Source organism: Sphingobacterium sp. GQ94, assembly GCF_059758715.1.
In genome coordinates this window covers 212598-229422 of record NZ_JCAXEC010000001.1, presented here as the reverse complement: position 1 = coordinate 229422, position 16825 = coordinate 212598, and the positions used below count along the sequence as shown (strand labels likewise).

Here is a 16825-nt window from a genome sequence, read left to right as displayed (position 1 = left end):
ACTAGAAGTTCAGGTCATTTAAATTAGCTCCCTCAAAGGCTTAACGCCTCAATATCTTCTTCCTTAAGCTCAATATTAGGATTAAATTGTTCACTTGTCATGTATTTTTTCAAACTAAACATTAATTGTCTCGCCTCGGGTCTATTCTTTGAGTCTTTTAAAAAGTCGATTCCTGAAACTATCAATTTCCCCTTACCAACTTTGCATTCAAACACCAAACCTAACGGTCTTGCTGTAACCCAATCATCGATAACCCGAACAATAGGTTTCAAATCCTGATGGATCGCATCCAACATTAATGCATTTGAATTGCTCATTGCATCCCACCACTGCCAATTGCTATGATATTCTGTCGGAAAATTTAACAGCGCCGGGTGTTTAGGATCACATAAAATGCCCAATGTTACCGGGGCCTGTCCTCTGGTCCAAGCCGTATTCCAGAATATACTAGAGAAACCTATAGCTATATCACCACCCTTTTCAGCTTTTAGAGCACCTTTTTTAAGACTTAACAGTACAGATTGACCTACTTTCAATCTACTTTTGGCTTTGTGATCAAAAGATTGCGTGACGTAGATTTCTTCCCCAAAGCTCGGTAATGTACTGGGATATACGAAAAAATCCCATTGGTTACTGAAACTGTCTAGGCTAACTTTTAAAGTCAATTTTACCGCTTTATTGAATGCCGCTAAATCGAATTCAACTTCACCCAAAGAATAGTTATTCCCTAACGGAATATCACCTGCTTTCAATTTACCGCTAGCCTTCGTTTTACCATTTGCATCTATAATCTGCCAGATAGGGTTCACGTTTTGCAATTTAGTTTTCCCATAATGCGCAATTTCAATAGGCACTCTGATCGTCTCATTGTTTAAATAAGTCATTTTCTTAAAACGTGCTAACGGTACTGTTTGATTTGAAAATTGGCGGAAAGTATGACTCTTTACATATCCTTTATTTTCCCAAAAGGGATTTAAAACACCTACTAACGCCGTACCTTGTCCCGGAAAATCATGCAAATCGAGAAGCTGAAACCCTCCAAATCCTGGAGTTCGAAGTGCTGCTTCGATGTCGGCCTTATAACATAAAACCTGCAGCTTTCCAGAGGCCATTAAAAAATCTTCTGCTAGATCTCCCAATCCATTTTCCTTTAACTTTTCCTGGAAAATTTCAAAATTTTTTGCTTTGAGAATTCCAGTATAATCTTTTATCTCTGAAAAATCAGGGTACACACACCATTGTCCTATTTCATGACTTATAGTTGGAATCGTGTAATCCTCAATTTTCGTTCGCCAGTCATAGTCAGTTGATGGCTTTTGGCTATTGATGATGGATTTCAGCCCTTCTCCCCAACCTTGAATTCTGGGTTCAGGAATGTTATTAAAATCATTCTCAGAAATCGCTGGCCAGCCAGCAGCGGAAGTATATAATCGTCTGGAGTCTTTCGCTTTCCAATGGTTAACAAATTCAGTTAAGTATTTTACATGATTTATCCCACCGGGCTCGTTGCCATACGCCATCAATGAAAACGAAGGATGGTTTCCATATTCTTTCACAATACGCTCACTCTCATCATATATAAATTGATCAATTGGCTTTCCATCACCTAGTCCTGGTGACCAAGCTCCAATTTCCACTTGTAAATAGACGCCTAGTTTATCTGCAGCAGCGAACGCAGCTTCAGGTGGGCACCATGAATGAAAGCGGACATGATTTAGTCCATATTCTTTACATATGACAAAGATCCTTTCCCAAGAAGCCTGATCAGTTGGCGGGAAACCAGTTAATGGAAAAATACAACTCTCCAATGTGCCCCTTAGAAAAACAGGCCTATTGTTAATCAAAATTTGTGTACCGTTTGCCGAAAATTCACGCATTCCAAAACTCTCCAGTTTAACATCCTCAGTGAACCCGTTCAGTTTAAGGTTTGCCTGCATTTGATATATTGTTGGCGAAAACTCATCCCACAACATAGGGCTATCCCCCATATCATAATCAATTTCCACATAATTCAAGCCCGTTTTTAAATGTATATTCCGCTTAGTTTCTTTTAGATTGCCCAACTCCTTTTGAGAAACAAACAGGTTGATTTCCGCATCAGTTTCTTCTCTCTTGTTTAAGATGCTGATTTTCGCGTAAACTTTATTCTTTTTTATGTCGGGATATAGCTGAATGTCATTTATGTTGACCTTATTATGGGCCTTTATAAAGATATTACCAATCATGCCATTCCAATCGGTCTGCGTATGGTCCGAAATACTATGTGCATTCTCTCCCACTTCAACGTCTTTTACTCGATTATCAACTCGAATTGTTATTCGGTGTTTCCCTGGTTTTAACAGGTTATTTAAATCATATCTATGTGGGGCTGCCAAACTATTTCTTGTCCCTATCTCTTGATCATCAATCCAAAGCCTAGTTTCCCAGTGACTCCTTTCAATAAAAAGTTCTGCTCCATTCTCAAAGCCCTCTTGGGGTATACTAATTTCTTTTTGATACCAAGCCGCCCCTTTATAATATTTTTCTGGCTGTAACCAATAGGGCACTTTTACATTCCCCGGTTCTCTGTATTTTGCATATTCAGAATCGTTAAACCACGAAGAATCAACAATAGTTCCTGTCCAGGGTGTATGCATATCCACTTCATTTCCTTTACCGTTTGTCGTCATCGAACCAGGTAAGTCAATTTCATCTTTTAAGACTTGTTTATACCACTCCTTCTTAGTCCCAAGATCCATCGAATCTATTGAAAAACGCCAGCTACCGTCTAAATTCAAGCGATTTTCAAGATGGGCAGTAGTTCTTTTTGGTTGGAAGATATTAATTGTTGAACAAGCTGTAATGAGCAGTCCGTATAAAAAAAATCCAATGTATATTTTTTTTGATATATTATTCTTCATAATTCAAAGGGCAAAAAGCTTAAAACAAAATTTAATCGAATCTATCAAATGGTTAATATCTTTATTAGATAGGCTAAGCCCTAATTTCAATCCTGAATATATCATTGGCTATTAACTCTAATTGATTTTCAAAAAGTATATGAAACGCACCCTCCAGGCTTTTAACTCCCACCGGAATAACTTTCTCATTTAAATAGCCCTTTACTTCTACAGTTTTTGGTTCAATTAATTTATCAACTGACAAAGTAGTTAACTTTAAACAACCGTAGGCGAGGCTAATGGAATGGTTTTGTTTATGCCCCTTTTTTTCCTGGGAATAGCTACCCCATCCTTGGGCGGCTGTAAAGGCGGATTTAAAAAAATTACGCTGAATTTTTGGAGAAAAAGCCATATATCCCTTAGGTCCATGATATTCAAAACCACAAGCACTCAAAAATGTACCATAACTTGCCATCGCTCTGGCATAATGATCACTGCATTCAATTTCGTTGTAGGGATTACGCTTTGCCGCATGATATCGCTCATGTATCATCCGGGTTAATACGATACTCTCCTCTACCATCCCTTCGGCCATCATATGTGCGGCAACCTGGTGTTCGAACCCGCTCATACATTCATGGAAATATCCCATTTGCCAACTGACATTATCTCCATATGGATTGTCTTCATTTAGGGGATTCGTATTCATGATCATTCCTCCCTCTCCAGCTACAGCATAAGGACGACCGCCAAGATGTGTTTTTATATATGGACCAACATTTGTCGTAAAATTATATTTCCAGAGGGATTGTAATGCGCTCAACGTTTTTTCTTTATCCAATATACGTGGCAAGCCCACTTGCATAGCCCATGCCTGACCATACACTTGATCAATATGGCAAGTATTGTAGGAACCTAGCTTGCTTCTTCCCTGTGCGGAATCAGCTTTATGGATGAAGTATTCGCCATTAAATAAGAGCTTCTCCATATTTGCCTTTCCGAGTTGGACATATTTTTTACAAATATTTGCAAAACCACCATCACCCACTTCCTCGGCCATAGCTTGAGACGCTCTGACCGCAGCAATACAAAGTCCTACAATCCACGAAATTTCTCCTTCCCATACCGCATCGAGGGTGTTTTCCATAGGTGTATCGGTCATCCCATCTCCATTTTTGTCCTGAGCAATTATGAATTCAACAGCTTTTTTAAGCTTAGACCAATTTCTTTTTAAAAATTCACCGTCTGCACTCATCTGATGTTCCCGATAACATCTCAAAATTATACCCGCCTGTCCATCAATAGCTGGCCTGGTTTCATTTTCTGCTCGAAAACTTATAGCACCATCTTCTTTAAAAGCAATCCCTAAATCTACCCGTTCTCGCAAATCTCGTTCTAGCTCCGGAAATATACGTCCTACGGCTTGTGCATATTGCCATACATGGGTACACGTGCCAGCGCAGGCGCCTATGCCTTCCCATCCCCAGAAGCGTCCACTGGCAAAGCGGTAAGTGTTTGCCGTTGCAAGAGTCCCAATATTTAATATGGATCTTTCCAGAAACCAATAGGGCAAAGTACTGGACCTCCATGTATCTACCCATCGTTGAGTTAGGCTAGAGAGATGCACAAAATGCTCAGCCAAATATGTACTAATGGCCTTTGCATCTTTATGTTTGGAACCATAATAATAACCTTGATGTGCATCTGCCACTAGCTCCTTAAGTTTCGGATTAGGATTGTTGAAATGCCAGCCGATGGAAAAATTCACTTGGGTTTGTTCTTTAGGGCCCAAAGTTGTGGATCTTGTGATAGATCCTACAGACTTACTTGAGGGATTCCTTCTTGTCAGCTCTACTTTGTTGGCATCAAATAGACTAGATGTTATGGGCCATGGTCTACAATCTGTATTTACCCTCCCCCCAGGCGCATGTATCATAAAATACATGCTTCCGGCATCAGGCGCTTTCTCCAATTCACCATTCTCACTTTTACACTGAAAGAAAATTGAACTTACATTCTCTTGAATATCAGCTTCATTTTGCAGCTCCGTAGTTGATTTTTTATCTTTTATAATATTTGTACCATGAAGCGCATGATCAGGCTGTAAGGATAATTTATTCACACCATTTTCCATCCAGCCTAAAATATCTACAGAAAGTTCTTGATCAGAGGTATTCTCTAGCGTCACACTAAGGATAGTCACTGGCAAAGATGATTTTTCGACTTCTAATGGTATAAAAGGAGAATAAGCAACTAGCTTCACGGTTAGGGGCAAATTCTTGCTGGTGTATCTTACTATTCCCATTGGATACGATGATTCAAAACTAACTTCGTCCCAGCTTTCTTGGTTAAGTTCTTTAATAATGGTGGTCCCATTTTGGATAATCCGTACGGCAAATCCTTGGTCTAATACACGTCTATTTTCAGCTCGAACAGGTTCGATATAGGCCGCACCATCTCTAGATCGAATTTTCCTTACACTACTTCCATCATTCCAATCGACCGTCATTGGATCCACTCCTTCATGGGTATTTTCGATCGTTTGGTTATAAATTTGCCAGAGCCATAATCGTCCGTCACCTCCTAGATATACGGTTCCACTGTGTAGTCCTCCTATTGGCATACCTATATATTTGAGCTCATTCTGACTTTTTAAATACCGAACAGGGTCACCTCGTTGCATGAGTGATGTTAGCCACGCTTGATCTATTTTTTTTTCCGCTGGTATATTGTGGATCGGAGGCAAATTAACAAATGAACTTTTGCTCCATACTGGAAAACGAGATGCCAGAATAGTAAAAGATAAAAGACAACTTTGTTTCACAAAATCTCTTCTGCTTCTCCTTATATTCTCTTTATTTTTTTTCATTAGATATTTTTTATTGTTTTTTTCACCATGGAAATTTCAGTTAGAACAGAATCCTAACGCTCTAAAAGTAATTTCAGGTCACTTTTCCACCTTATTCAGAAACTATTTTCCTAATGCTATTGTTATTCTTATCCAAAACATATACAGTTCCATTTTTGTCAACAGCCACACCGCTCGGGACACTAAAAGATGCCCCCGCAGCTATACCATCGGTTTTCCCTGCGGCATTTGATCCCGCAAAAGTACTGACTAGGTAGTCTTCTGCCTCGATTCTACGGATACTTTGGTCTGGACTATTAATATCACCACCAGCGGTTCCGTTACCAGCGATATAGAGATTATTATGCGCATCTATCGACATTCCCCAAGGGTAAGCGAATGCAGCGGTAGCAGGAGCACCATCTACCCAGCCAACTTGACCCGACCCTGCAATAACAGAACCTTCCCAGCTTGGGGCAATATATTTTCGGATTTGACTATCACCATGTACTGTTATGTATAAATCTCCCTTGTCATCACAAGCAAGAGCGGATGGATAATTCAATCCAGAGATCACTTTTTTAACAGTACCATCAGCACTAAGCTGAAAAATATCTGCCGGGGAAACACAGCCAGCATAATAAATATTCCCCGATTTCTTATCAAAAGTTATTGCCCAAGGTTCAACATGAGTGCTATGAATTTTCAAGGCAGTGCCATCGGGTGTTATTTTTCTTACATCCCACCCTCCTGGATCTACACTATACAAATTTCCCTGATCATCTATAGTTAGTCCGTAAGGGATGTTAAAGCGAGCCTCGGACCCTTTTCCATCGGCATTTCCTGCTGCACCTGGACTACCGGCCAAGGTAGTCACATTTCCCTCCTGATCAATCTTGCGAATGCAGTGATTTCCTACATCAGTTACATATACATTCAATTGATCATCAACAGCAATTCCGCTTGTCCTATACCAAGATTCCCCGCTGAAATTAAACATGGCATCCGTTCCTTTACCATTTGCAAAACCGGGTGTACCATTACCCGCTAACGTTGTAACTGTCCTGGTATACAAATAATTATAGTCCGCCTGCGAAATTCCCGTATTCTCTCCAATAGTTACCTTAATGGGACCAGTTCCGCCTCTTTTAGGAACTACAGCCATAATTTGTTTGTTGCTAGCTCCTATAATTTTTAACGGAATATTATTAACACTGATGGATATTTCTGAGGTATCATTGGAGAAGTTCTCTCCATTAATAAGAATTTGGGTTCCACCTCCACCTTGCTTTGGAAAGAATTCATGGATAACAATGGGTGAGGTTGGGCTATGAGATACGTTTTGCTGTTCTTTTTTACAACTCAAAATAGTAATAACCATTACCATAAACATGAGTAAATATTTCTTTATATTGGTTTTCATAAAAATACGATTTAAAACTTTAAAGTCAATTATTACCAGCCTGGATTTTGTACCAATGACGTGTTTTTGTCAAGATCATCCTGAAGGATGGGGAATAGATACATTTTATCATCCCAATACCTTTCTTGGAGCAATGTTCTTTTGTAAAAATCTGCAAAAGCAAACCCTTGGTTGTTATCATTGGATCCAATATTCATTCGATAAACATTTTGGACCTTTGGATCTCCCATCATCAATCTCCGTATCAAAGTAAAATAACGGTCACCTTCGAAGGCAAGCTCTATTTGTCTTTCTCTTAAAATCCACTTGCGCATTTCACTTTGATTCCCTATTACCTCAGGATAAACTGATTCTAATTTAGGTAGCCCTGAACGTTCCCTTACCAAATTGAGGTAAAATAGAATATCAGCATGTCCTGGTTCTGATTCATTTAATGCTTCCGCATAGTTAAGAAAGATCTCAGCAAGACGAAGATGAATAAATGGGCGATATGCTGCACGTTCCATCCGAATATTGGATGCAGGGCTAACATTTTTCTGAACAATATAACCTGTCATATCCCCGCTGCTATTGTTTATTCCAAGTCCAGACTTCCCCGAATAATAGAACTCGGCTCTCCCTCTTCCGTCTGCATTCTCGGCAGAAGAATAGTAATTGCGATCATCTGTCGTAGGTGCTGGAAGTAAAGGTTTACCGTTATAAAGGATATTCACATAGAAGCGAGCCTCTCTATCTTTATACATGTTTGAGTTTCCTTGGATATATCCCCGATTAATACCATCACTGGATCGGCCCCATTCTGCTGGGTCATCCATTTGAGTAAACCCTTCCTCTTTATACCCCGATGCAGGGTCATCGATCTTTCTTCCGTTTCGCATTAAATGAGCATCAACAATATTCTGAGTAGCATTTTGCATGTTGTATCCTCCAGGTGCTGGCGCACTACGTTTCTCAAGTCCCCATTGCCAAGTTTCGGCCATATTTGTCGAGAAAATAATTTCACTGTTCCAATTGGTTAGAAATAAATTGCGATACGATAGATAAGGATCAAATGTTGCATCTCCCTGATCTAGATTGGTAAAAAGTTTATACACATTCAAATCGATTACGGCCTTTGCAGCATTTGCTGCAATCTTCCATCGATCTTCCTTATACTCTAATGGGGCTAATGGAGTCCCGTCTGCATTCTTGAAACTTAGAAACCTTGTGTTTCCATTCCACAAAGGACTGGCAGCCAATAGGGTAACTTGTGATTTCACGGCCAAACAAGCGCCCTTTGTTGGTCTGCCATAATTCGAAGAAGAGGTCCATACATCTGGTAAGTCCTGTGCCGCTAGGTCCATCAATTCATTTATGTAGTCGACACATTCTTGAAAACTAGCTCGCGAATACTGATTGTAATCGTCATTTAATCCTAGAGTGCTTGTTAACTTTACAAAAGGTCCATATTGTCGCAATAATTTCCAATAGAACCACCCCCTTAGAAAGCGGACTTCTGCCTTGTATTGAATTTTTAGTTTTTCACTAATGATATCCTCAGGCATTTTGTCGATATTTTCCTCGAATACAAAGGATTGCCTTATGCCAGCATAATTTGAATTCCAGTAATTATTCCAATAGCCACTTTGAGGATTCCAGTTACCAGTAATCATTTTTCGAACATTTACCCCTTGTACACTGCAGGAGGTTTCATCACTTGCCCCTAAAACCGTATAGTCATCGGTTGGAGTCCATATATATCCATAAATTTGATAAAGGTAGGATTCAGCGTTTGCCCTGGTTTCCCAAAGCATTTCCGAGGTAAGCAAATTATCTGGTTTTTTATCTAAGTAATTGCATCCTTGATTCAGTAGCAAAAAGCAAATGGCAATACTACTGTATACGGCAATTTTTATATCTTTCTTTTTCATTATTTTAAATTTAGGTTGCTTAAAATTGTGCTCTTAATCCAAAAGTTATCATTCTATTAATTGGATACTTGGCTCCGTTGGATCCTAATTCCGGGTCCCATAATTTGAATTTACTGAATGTAAAGAGGTTCTGAGCTGATCCATAGACATACAACGTGGAGAAACCAATCTTTTCCAATCGTTGTGATGTGATATTGTACCCCAAGGAGGCTTGCTTTAAGCGGATGTAAGAACCATCTTTCAACCAGTGCGTGCTCTCTAAATAATTGTTATCGGAAAGACTTGCCACAGTCAAACGCGGGTAATATGCGTTTTGATCCGGATTTTCCTCTGTCCAACGATCTTCCACATTTGCTATTGTGTTATTGGGATATTGCCCTATACCAGAAAAGGGTATAATTCCAACACCGCTTGCGCCATTTCCACTAACTCCAGACCCATTCGCCATAATTCCCACATCAGCAGTTCCTTGAAAAAATAAAGAAATATCAAATTTTTTGAAAGCTGTAGAAAACCCTAAACCGTATAGCCAGGAAGGAAACCATGATTTCCCTAAGAAAGTATAATCAAAGGCATCAATGATATTGTCATCTTCAGGATTCAAGTTGATATACCGTAAATCACCTGGAAATACAGGATTGAATTTTTGCTCGGGACGAGCAGCTATATCTTCTGTACTAGTAAAAAATCCGTCCGATATATAACCAGTGTACTCGCCATAGCTTTTGCCTGTTTGGCTCTGATAACTATATTTTCTAACAGGTTCATCAGCGAAAACAACTTTATTTTTGCTGTACGTTACATTCCCGAATAATCTTAGACCTACCTCCCCAAACTGATCATTGTATTCCAGACTTGCATCTGCACCTAAATTTTCCATTTCACCTATATTTGCAAAAATATTAAGATCGCTATAACCGGCAACAGAAGAAATAGATTGGCGCCTTATCAAGATATCATTACGCCTTTCATGGTAACCATCTAGAACTAAATTAAGCTTGCCAAATAAGCCTATTTCCAATCCGATTCCACCTTTGTAAGATTTTTCCCAAGTCAAATCTTGCACGCCCAATACTTGCTCTTTTTGACCGCCGACCCAACTTCCGTTGAGTCCAAAACCAGTGCTATTTCCTCCTCCAATTTGAGTTAAATACGGAAATCTTCCGCCTGCGCCGATATTATCGTTCCCCACAACTCCGTATGAGCCTCGAAGCTTCAAAAGATTAAATTGGTCTGTAAAGGGTTCGAAAAAACTTTCATTTGAAATCACCCAACCTGCTGAAATAGAAGGAAAAAGACCAAATTTTTGTCCATTATCAAAATTCTCTGACCCCGTATATCCAGCGTTTACTTCTAACAAGTATTTATCCTTATATCCATAGTTTAACCTGCCAGCTAAACTTTGATTACGATATGGAATAGCTCCTATTACCTGTCCGGCTGTGCTCACCAATCGGTTACGCATATTATATAAAATCATACCTCCTATCTCATGATCTCCAAAATTCCGATCATAATTGAGACTTGTCTCCAGATACATTACACGCTCTCCGGTGGAACTTTGACTATAACCCAAAAATTGTTCGCCTATTCTACTCTGATTATAAATAATCTCACCATTTGGGTCTCGAGCTGTTGCTAGCCAAAGATCGTTTCGTCCCGTCCTTCTATTTCCAAAATCTCCATAACTATCAAATGAAAATCTCGCTGAAGTAGATAACCCTTGGGTTAAAGAACCAAGCTGTTGAGTAAGTGTTAACACGGATTGGATAGCCGGTTTAAATTCGTCAGAATATCCATTATTCTGGACCTCATTCAAAGGATTAGCCCCTCCATTGTTAAAGGGACCAGCCCACTTCCCATCTGGATATCTTGCTGGATAAGCAATTGGGGTTGTGCCGAACGAAATATACCAAAGGTTTCCTGCTGATATTCCTGGATACCTAGAATTTACCAACATCGCACTAAGGTTTAATTGTATCAGAGTGGTTTTAGTCAGATTGACATCTACGTTACTCCTAAAATCATATCGTTTAAAGTCTAGATTTGGATTATAATTGTTCAAATTTGAAACTTTATAAGGTCCTTTTTGATTATAAAATGAGGCAGAAATATAATAACGTGCGGCCTCACCCCCTCCATTTATACTTAAGTTTGAGTTCATAAGCACGGAGTTATCCTTGTAAATTTCATCTATCCAATTTACATTCGGGTACAAGTGAGGATCTAATCCACTCGCTGTTTTTTGGATAAGCTCTTCTGAATAACTCGGGCTCAGTCCCATATTTTCTCTTGCTTCATTTAACAATTCCATATATTTAATGCCATCCAGCATCTTTGGAGTCTTTGTAAAACTTGAAAAACCTGATTCTCCTTTAAAATGAATCTTCGGTTTTCCCGCAACCCCTCGTTTGGTAGTTATAATCATCACTCCGTTAGCTCCTTTAGCCCCATACATCGCCGTTGATGATGCGTCTTTCAATAGAGAGATACTCGCAATATCTTCTGGATCGATATTATTAAAGGATCCACCATATGTACTATTGACATCGTCGCGCTGAACCCCATCGATAATGATTAATGGGGAAACACTGCCTGTAAATGTGCCAATTCCTCGAATTGTAAAGGTCGAATTGTCATATCCTGGTTCACCGCTCGATTGCACAGAAATAATTCCTGCAACTTTTCCTGCAAGTGCATTTGAGAGATTAGGAACAGGTGTTTTCATGTCTTTCATGTTGACCGAACTCACTGCGCCAGTTACATTAATTTTTTTCTGCGTCCCGTAACCTACAACCACTATATCTTCCAAGCTTCCGATCGACTCTGTCAAAGTCACATTCAAATTCCCCTTTCCACTCACGATTCTTTCTTGTGCTTTAAAACCAACAAAAGAGAATATCAAGGTCATGTTTTCCTCCGGGATAAGTAAGGTGTAGTCTCCATTTTGATTTGTTGCTGTGCTTAAATTACTACCTTTCACGCTAACGGTTACCCCTTGCAAGGGTTGACCATCCATGTCGACAACTTTTCCAGATACAGTTATCGGTTCGGCTTTTTGGTTTTTTAGCTCGCTATTAATCAAAAATCCTCTTTGATTACTTTGTCCCCTTATCGAGGAGATAAATCTTTCGCTTAAGAGTTGATTTTCAAAAGAGTACGTTAATGGATGCTTTGATGTAACTTGCATTACATTTCTAGGTGTTCGTTTTGCTGAGGTTAAGTCGTTCAGGGAATTTGTTCCGCTTTTCGGTGTAATCCTAGTGAATACATTTTTTTTAGAAAAGTCTATTTCTCGACTAAAAGATCCCGCTTTAACTGGTATTATTAGCAGTATCATAGCGGCTAACAGTAAATTCTTCCGTTGTGATATTTTATTGTTTACTGCAAGAGCCTCATAAAGGTTATACGTGTCAATTTTCATACATTTGGGTGGTTATAATCGCATTTACATGCTGGAATTATTAATTGGTTAATTCATTTGCTAAAGATTGTAACCCTTATTTTTTAGCCAGAGGTGCTACAACATCTCTGGTTTTATTATAATAGTGTTACTTTTACCTGGTTAACGCATACCAATTATCCTCCTTTCCTGCTCAAACTTTAGAGTGGTTAGATTCCGAGCGCATTCTCTAATTTGCTCAAGAATATTTAAGCCAGAAATCTCTTTCTTTATAAAACGATGTCTAGCTAGGATAAATAAATGGTTCTGTTCTCTCTTGTGAGACACTGTTAGTATATATTTGTCAGTACTCGTCTCATCTTTATTCTTCAGATTGTCTATACTTTTCATTTTATTGACTTATTAATAAATAAAAGATCTATTCGAATAGGGAATCACCCCCAATTTTCGGTTAAACATTCTCATAAATATTCACTATATTTGGTATGGAACACCATTTTTAACCGAATGGATGAGTTTTCACAACCAGTTATTATGTGTCTCATAATTGCAACTCTTTTTTATTAACCCTAGCTAAAAAGATCTGTTAATCTAGTCTTATAAAAAATCATGGATAACAACGAACAGGAAATAAAAATCAAAGAAGGCTTTGTTGGCCAAAAAATGATTGTTATTCCACCGGAAGTACACAATGATATTTCAAAAAACATCCTCATTAATAACCTCTATTTAACGGCAATTGGATTTTATCCTCATGCTAATCACCATCACAGAGAGCGTAAAAGAGGAAGTGTTCAATACATCCTTCTCTACTGTATTAAAGGAAAGGGAACTGTTAACGTATCCGGTGAAAACCATTTCCTCTTACCCAATCATTATTTCATTATACCTCGAAACACTCCTCACCATTATTATTCATCAACCAACGATCCTTGGAGTATTTACTGGATCCACTTTGAGGGGAAAAACTCAGATTTATTATACACCAGATACTGTAATAATACTCCAGCCCGGGTATACCCTTTTCCTTACGAAGAGGACAGAATTGAATTGTTCAATAGCATTTTTAATATTATTGAAAATAGCTTTGATCAACGAAGTCTTGAACTCGCAAACATCAACCTGTTCCAATTTCTCTCTTACCTTATTTATCATAAAGAAATATTCCCTTCTTTCTATACGCTTAGTTCCATTGATAAGTCCATCAATTTCATGAAAGAGAATCTAAGGGAAAACTTCACTCTTCAGTTCCTAGCAGATGAGCAAAATATTTCTGCATCACATTACTCTGATTTATTCAAAAAGAAAACTGGCACCTCTCCGATTCAATACTTCAATCAACTAAAAATTTATAAAGCTTGTCAATTCCTCTATTTTACAGATATGTCCATCAAGGAAATTTGCAGCGAATTAGGCTTTTCAGATCCTTATTATTTTTCAAGATTATTCAAGAACTTGATGAAAATAGCCCCAATCCGATACAGGAATCATCATAAAAACAATTTATAACGGTTATTCTATGGAATTTTTCGTGAGCAGCATTTTGAGCTGATCTATCGTTAATTCTTCCGCAGGCGAGAAATTTTCGCTTTTCATGTATTGGATTAAACTATAGCGCAACTGCCTTGCAGATAGCCTGGTTTCCAATTCGTCTGAAAGATTAACCGATGCCATGATAAGTTTTCCTTTTCCCACCTTAGCTTCAATTATGTTAGCCATTTTACGATTCTTATAAAAATTATCAATTACCCGTACTAGAGGATCCTGACTCATCTCAAGAGAATCAATGATCATCGTCTTTGAAGAGGTGATTAGATCCCACCATTGCCAATCGGAATAAAAATCAGTTGGAAAATTTTCAAAAGCAGCGTGTGCTGGGTTACAAAGTATACCCATCGTTCCTGGCTGGTCAGGAAAATGCACCGGGCTCCAAAACACTGGTGCAAAGCGGCCCTCAACACCCCTAATATGTGCCGTGTCTGGGTTTAGCAAAACTTTTCTGCCTAATGCAAGCTCTCTGAAGGCCTCGGATGGGGACCTTGTAAAATACACTTCCGGATTCTCTGTCTCAATATGGCGAGGATAAACCCATATTTTCCAGCTATTTTTATATTCAGTACCTTCTAGTTCCACCTCTATGGTCAAAGCTTGTGCACGTTGGACCTGTTTTAAATCACAAGAAATCTCACCTAAGGGAATTCCATTACCTATGGAAATCGTCTGTTTGTCTAATTTATTCTGAAATATTATTTTCCCTGTTTTATCTTTGATTGTCCAAGATGGAACTACCCCTTGCAGTGCTGAATCACTAAAATTTGCAATTTCAATACTAGCCTGAAATAGTTCTGAGTTTGAATAACTTACTTTAGGAAATCGAATTAGGGGAACAACCTCTGAGGAGTACCTTCGATGATCTTCGGGTTTCATCAAACCCTTACTATCCCAAAAAGCATCTAATATACCGACCAAAGCAGTACCCTGACCAGGAAAATCATGTAAATCTAACAGCTGGAAACCGCTAATGTCTTTTGTTTTTAATGCCCTTTCGATTTCTTCTTTGTAAAGGTTCGCCGCAAATTTTCCACTTGCTAATGTGAACTTGGGCGCAAGATGAAATAATTCTTTGCTTATCAGATCTCTTTTTATTGCCTTAAAATTCAACGGATCCAACACTCCTGTATATTTTTCAATCTCCTTCAGGTTTGGATAGATTGAATATTGGCCGATTTCGTGGGTTATCAAAGGAACCGATATCCCGTCGGTAGCTTGCGAATAATCTGTTGAAAAGTTTGGAGGAATGGTGTTGAAAACGCCCTGACCTCGCACCCATCCTTCCTTGGTGTATTGGGTAATAAAAAAGTCATCTGCCGGTTCAGGTTCAATTCCATGCCCTTGTGCAAAAGTAAAAGCGGTAGTCGTATACAATCGACGGTTATCCTTTGCTTTTAGGGTATTCAATAGGTTTTCCATATAGGTAAAATCACCCTGCAGCTCATTCCCTAATGCCCAAAAACAAAATGATGGATGGTTCCCATATTCTTGGATTATTCGCTGAGCCTCTTGTTCAATAAATTTGTTCATCTCTCCTTGTTGCCCTATATTTGAATTCCATATAGGGAGTTCTACTTGAAGATAGAATCCCATAGAATCAGCAACTTGGAATGCAGCTTCTGGAGGACACCACGAATGAAATCTCAAATGATTTAAGCCATATTCTTTAGCCGTTTCAAATACTTTCAACCAGCCTGTCTTTTCCATTGGAGGATAACCGGTTAACGGAAAAATAGCACATTCAAGAGTCCCTCTTAGGAAAATACGGCGTCCATTTAGCTCAATAAAGTTGTTTTGAGTCGAAATTTGTCTTAAACCAAATTTAGATTCAATAACATGTTTCGTTGAAAGATTTTCATTACTCAGGGTGAGCTGGGCTGTATATAATTGAGGGTTAAACTCGTCCCATAAAACCGCTTGATTTCCCAAGTTAAGTTTTATTTCTTTCTCAAAACCCTGAAGAGGACTTTCAATAATAATCCTCTCTGATGCGATTGTTCTAGTATCTCCATCTTTTATCAATACTTCCAAGACTGTTTTACCTGTCGATTTTAAGCCATTATGCATTACAGCATGGATGGTCACGGAACGATCGTCTATTTTGGGATAAATAGTCACCTGCTTAATTTTTAAACGATCGTTAGCTTTTAACGCTATTTGGCCAATGATACCATTCCAAATTATCTGGGTTCCATTGGTATAGGCATGAGCCATATTATTATACGAAATATCGTGTTTTTTACGGTTATCAACCCGTATCACAAGTAAATGTTTCCCTGGAGTTAGTAATAAACCCGTATCAAATTTATGGGGAGCACTCAAACTCTCTGCTGACCCAACCTCTTTTCCATCTATCCAGACTTGTGTATTCCAGATTACTCTTTCTAGCAGCAGTTCAATATCCTTATTCTTCCAGTTCTTGGGAACGATAATCTCTTTGCAATACCAAGCGGGTCCAATATATGTGTGTTTTCTTGTGAGATTTAACAAAATATCTCTTTCTAGCTTCTGGGCGGAGAGACTGCTTTTTTTTCCAATAGAGGCATCATCAAGGGTTCCTGGTAATTCTATTGCCGTTTCGAATTGCTGCAGAAACCATTTTTGCTCAATACCCACGTCTTGAGAATCTAATTTTACTTGCCAAGTTCCTTTTAATGAAAGAGTCTGCTGCGCTTGAACGCTTAGCACCATCAAGCTAAGGTATCCTATCAACCCTATTGAAACTAAAAATATTTTGTGTCGTTTGAAAATCATTATACTATTTGTTGGTTCTTGTACAGAATTTATCTAATGTTTAGCTCTTCAATTTAT

The 16825-nt window shown here is 38.6% G+C and carries 8 protein-coding genes; 1 reads left to right on the top strand and 7 read right to left on the bottom strand.

Annotation, left to right across the window (positions count from 1 at the left end):
- Positions 1-32: 32 nt before the first annotated feature.
- The 6 genes from AC6CHH_RS00980 to AC6CHH_RS00955 form a co-directional block, all read right to left on the bottom strand.
- Positions 33-2900, bottom strand: coding sequence for a DUF8487 domain-containing protein (locus tag AC6CHH_RS00980; protein WP_498278789.1), 2868 nt, complete (start codon positions 2898-2900; stop codon positions 33-35).
- 73 nt (positions 2901-2973) lie between these two features.
- On the bottom strand, positions 2974-5748 hold the full coding sequence (locus tag AC6CHH_RS00975) for a GH116 family glycosyl hydrolase (RefSeq protein WP_498278787.1): 2775 nt from the start codon (positions 5746-5748) through the stop codon (positions 2974-2976).
- A gap of 91 nt (positions 5749-5839) precedes the next feature.
- Positions 5840-7150 carry an IPT/TIG domain-containing protein gene (locus AC6CHH_RS00970; protein WP_498278785.1) on the bottom strand — a complete coding sequence of 437 codons (1311 nt, stop codon included), beginning with the start codon at positions 7148-7150 and terminating at the stop codon, positions 5840-5842.
- 32 nt (positions 7151-7182) lie between these two features.
- The gene (locus tag AC6CHH_RS00965) at positions 7183-9060 is read right to left on the bottom strand and encodes a RagB/SusD family nutrient uptake outer membrane protein (RefSeq protein ID WP_498278783.1); all 1878 of its coding nucleotides are present in this window, start codon (positions 9058-9060) and stop codon (positions 7183-7185) included.
- Between the two features lie 19 nt (positions 9061-9079).
- The gene (locus AC6CHH_RS00960; protein WP_498278781.1) at positions 9080-12484 is read right to left on the bottom strand and encodes a SusC/RagA family TonB-linked outer membrane protein; all 3405 of its coding nucleotides are present in this window, start codon (positions 12482-12484) and stop codon (positions 9080-9082) included.
- A gap of 141 nt (positions 12485-12625) precedes the next feature.
- On the bottom strand, positions 12626-12853 hold the full coding sequence (locus AC6CHH_RS00955) for a hypothetical protein (RefSeq protein ID WP_498278779.1): 228 nt from the start codon (positions 12851-12853) through the stop codon (positions 12626-12628).
- A gap of 219 nt (positions 12854-13072) precedes the next feature.
- On the opposite strand from AC6CHH_RS00955, the gene AC6CHH_RS00950 reads away from it, so the two are divergent.
- Positions 13073-13972 carry an AraC family transcriptional regulator gene (locus tag AC6CHH_RS00950; protein ID WP_498278777.1) on the top strand — a complete coding sequence of 300 codons (900 nt, stop codon included), beginning with the start codon at positions 13073-13075 and terminating at the stop codon, positions 13970-13972.
- A gap of 3 nt (positions 13973-13975) precedes the next feature.
- Here the strand turns inward: AC6CHH_RS00950 and AC6CHH_RS00945 are convergent, their stop codons facing one another.
- A complete protein-coding gene (locus AC6CHH_RS00945) occupies positions 13976-16768 on the bottom strand; it encodes a DUF8487 domain-containing protein (RefSeq protein ID WP_498278775.1) in 2793 nt (930 codons plus the stop codon).
- Positions 16769-16825: the final 57 nt, after the last annotated feature.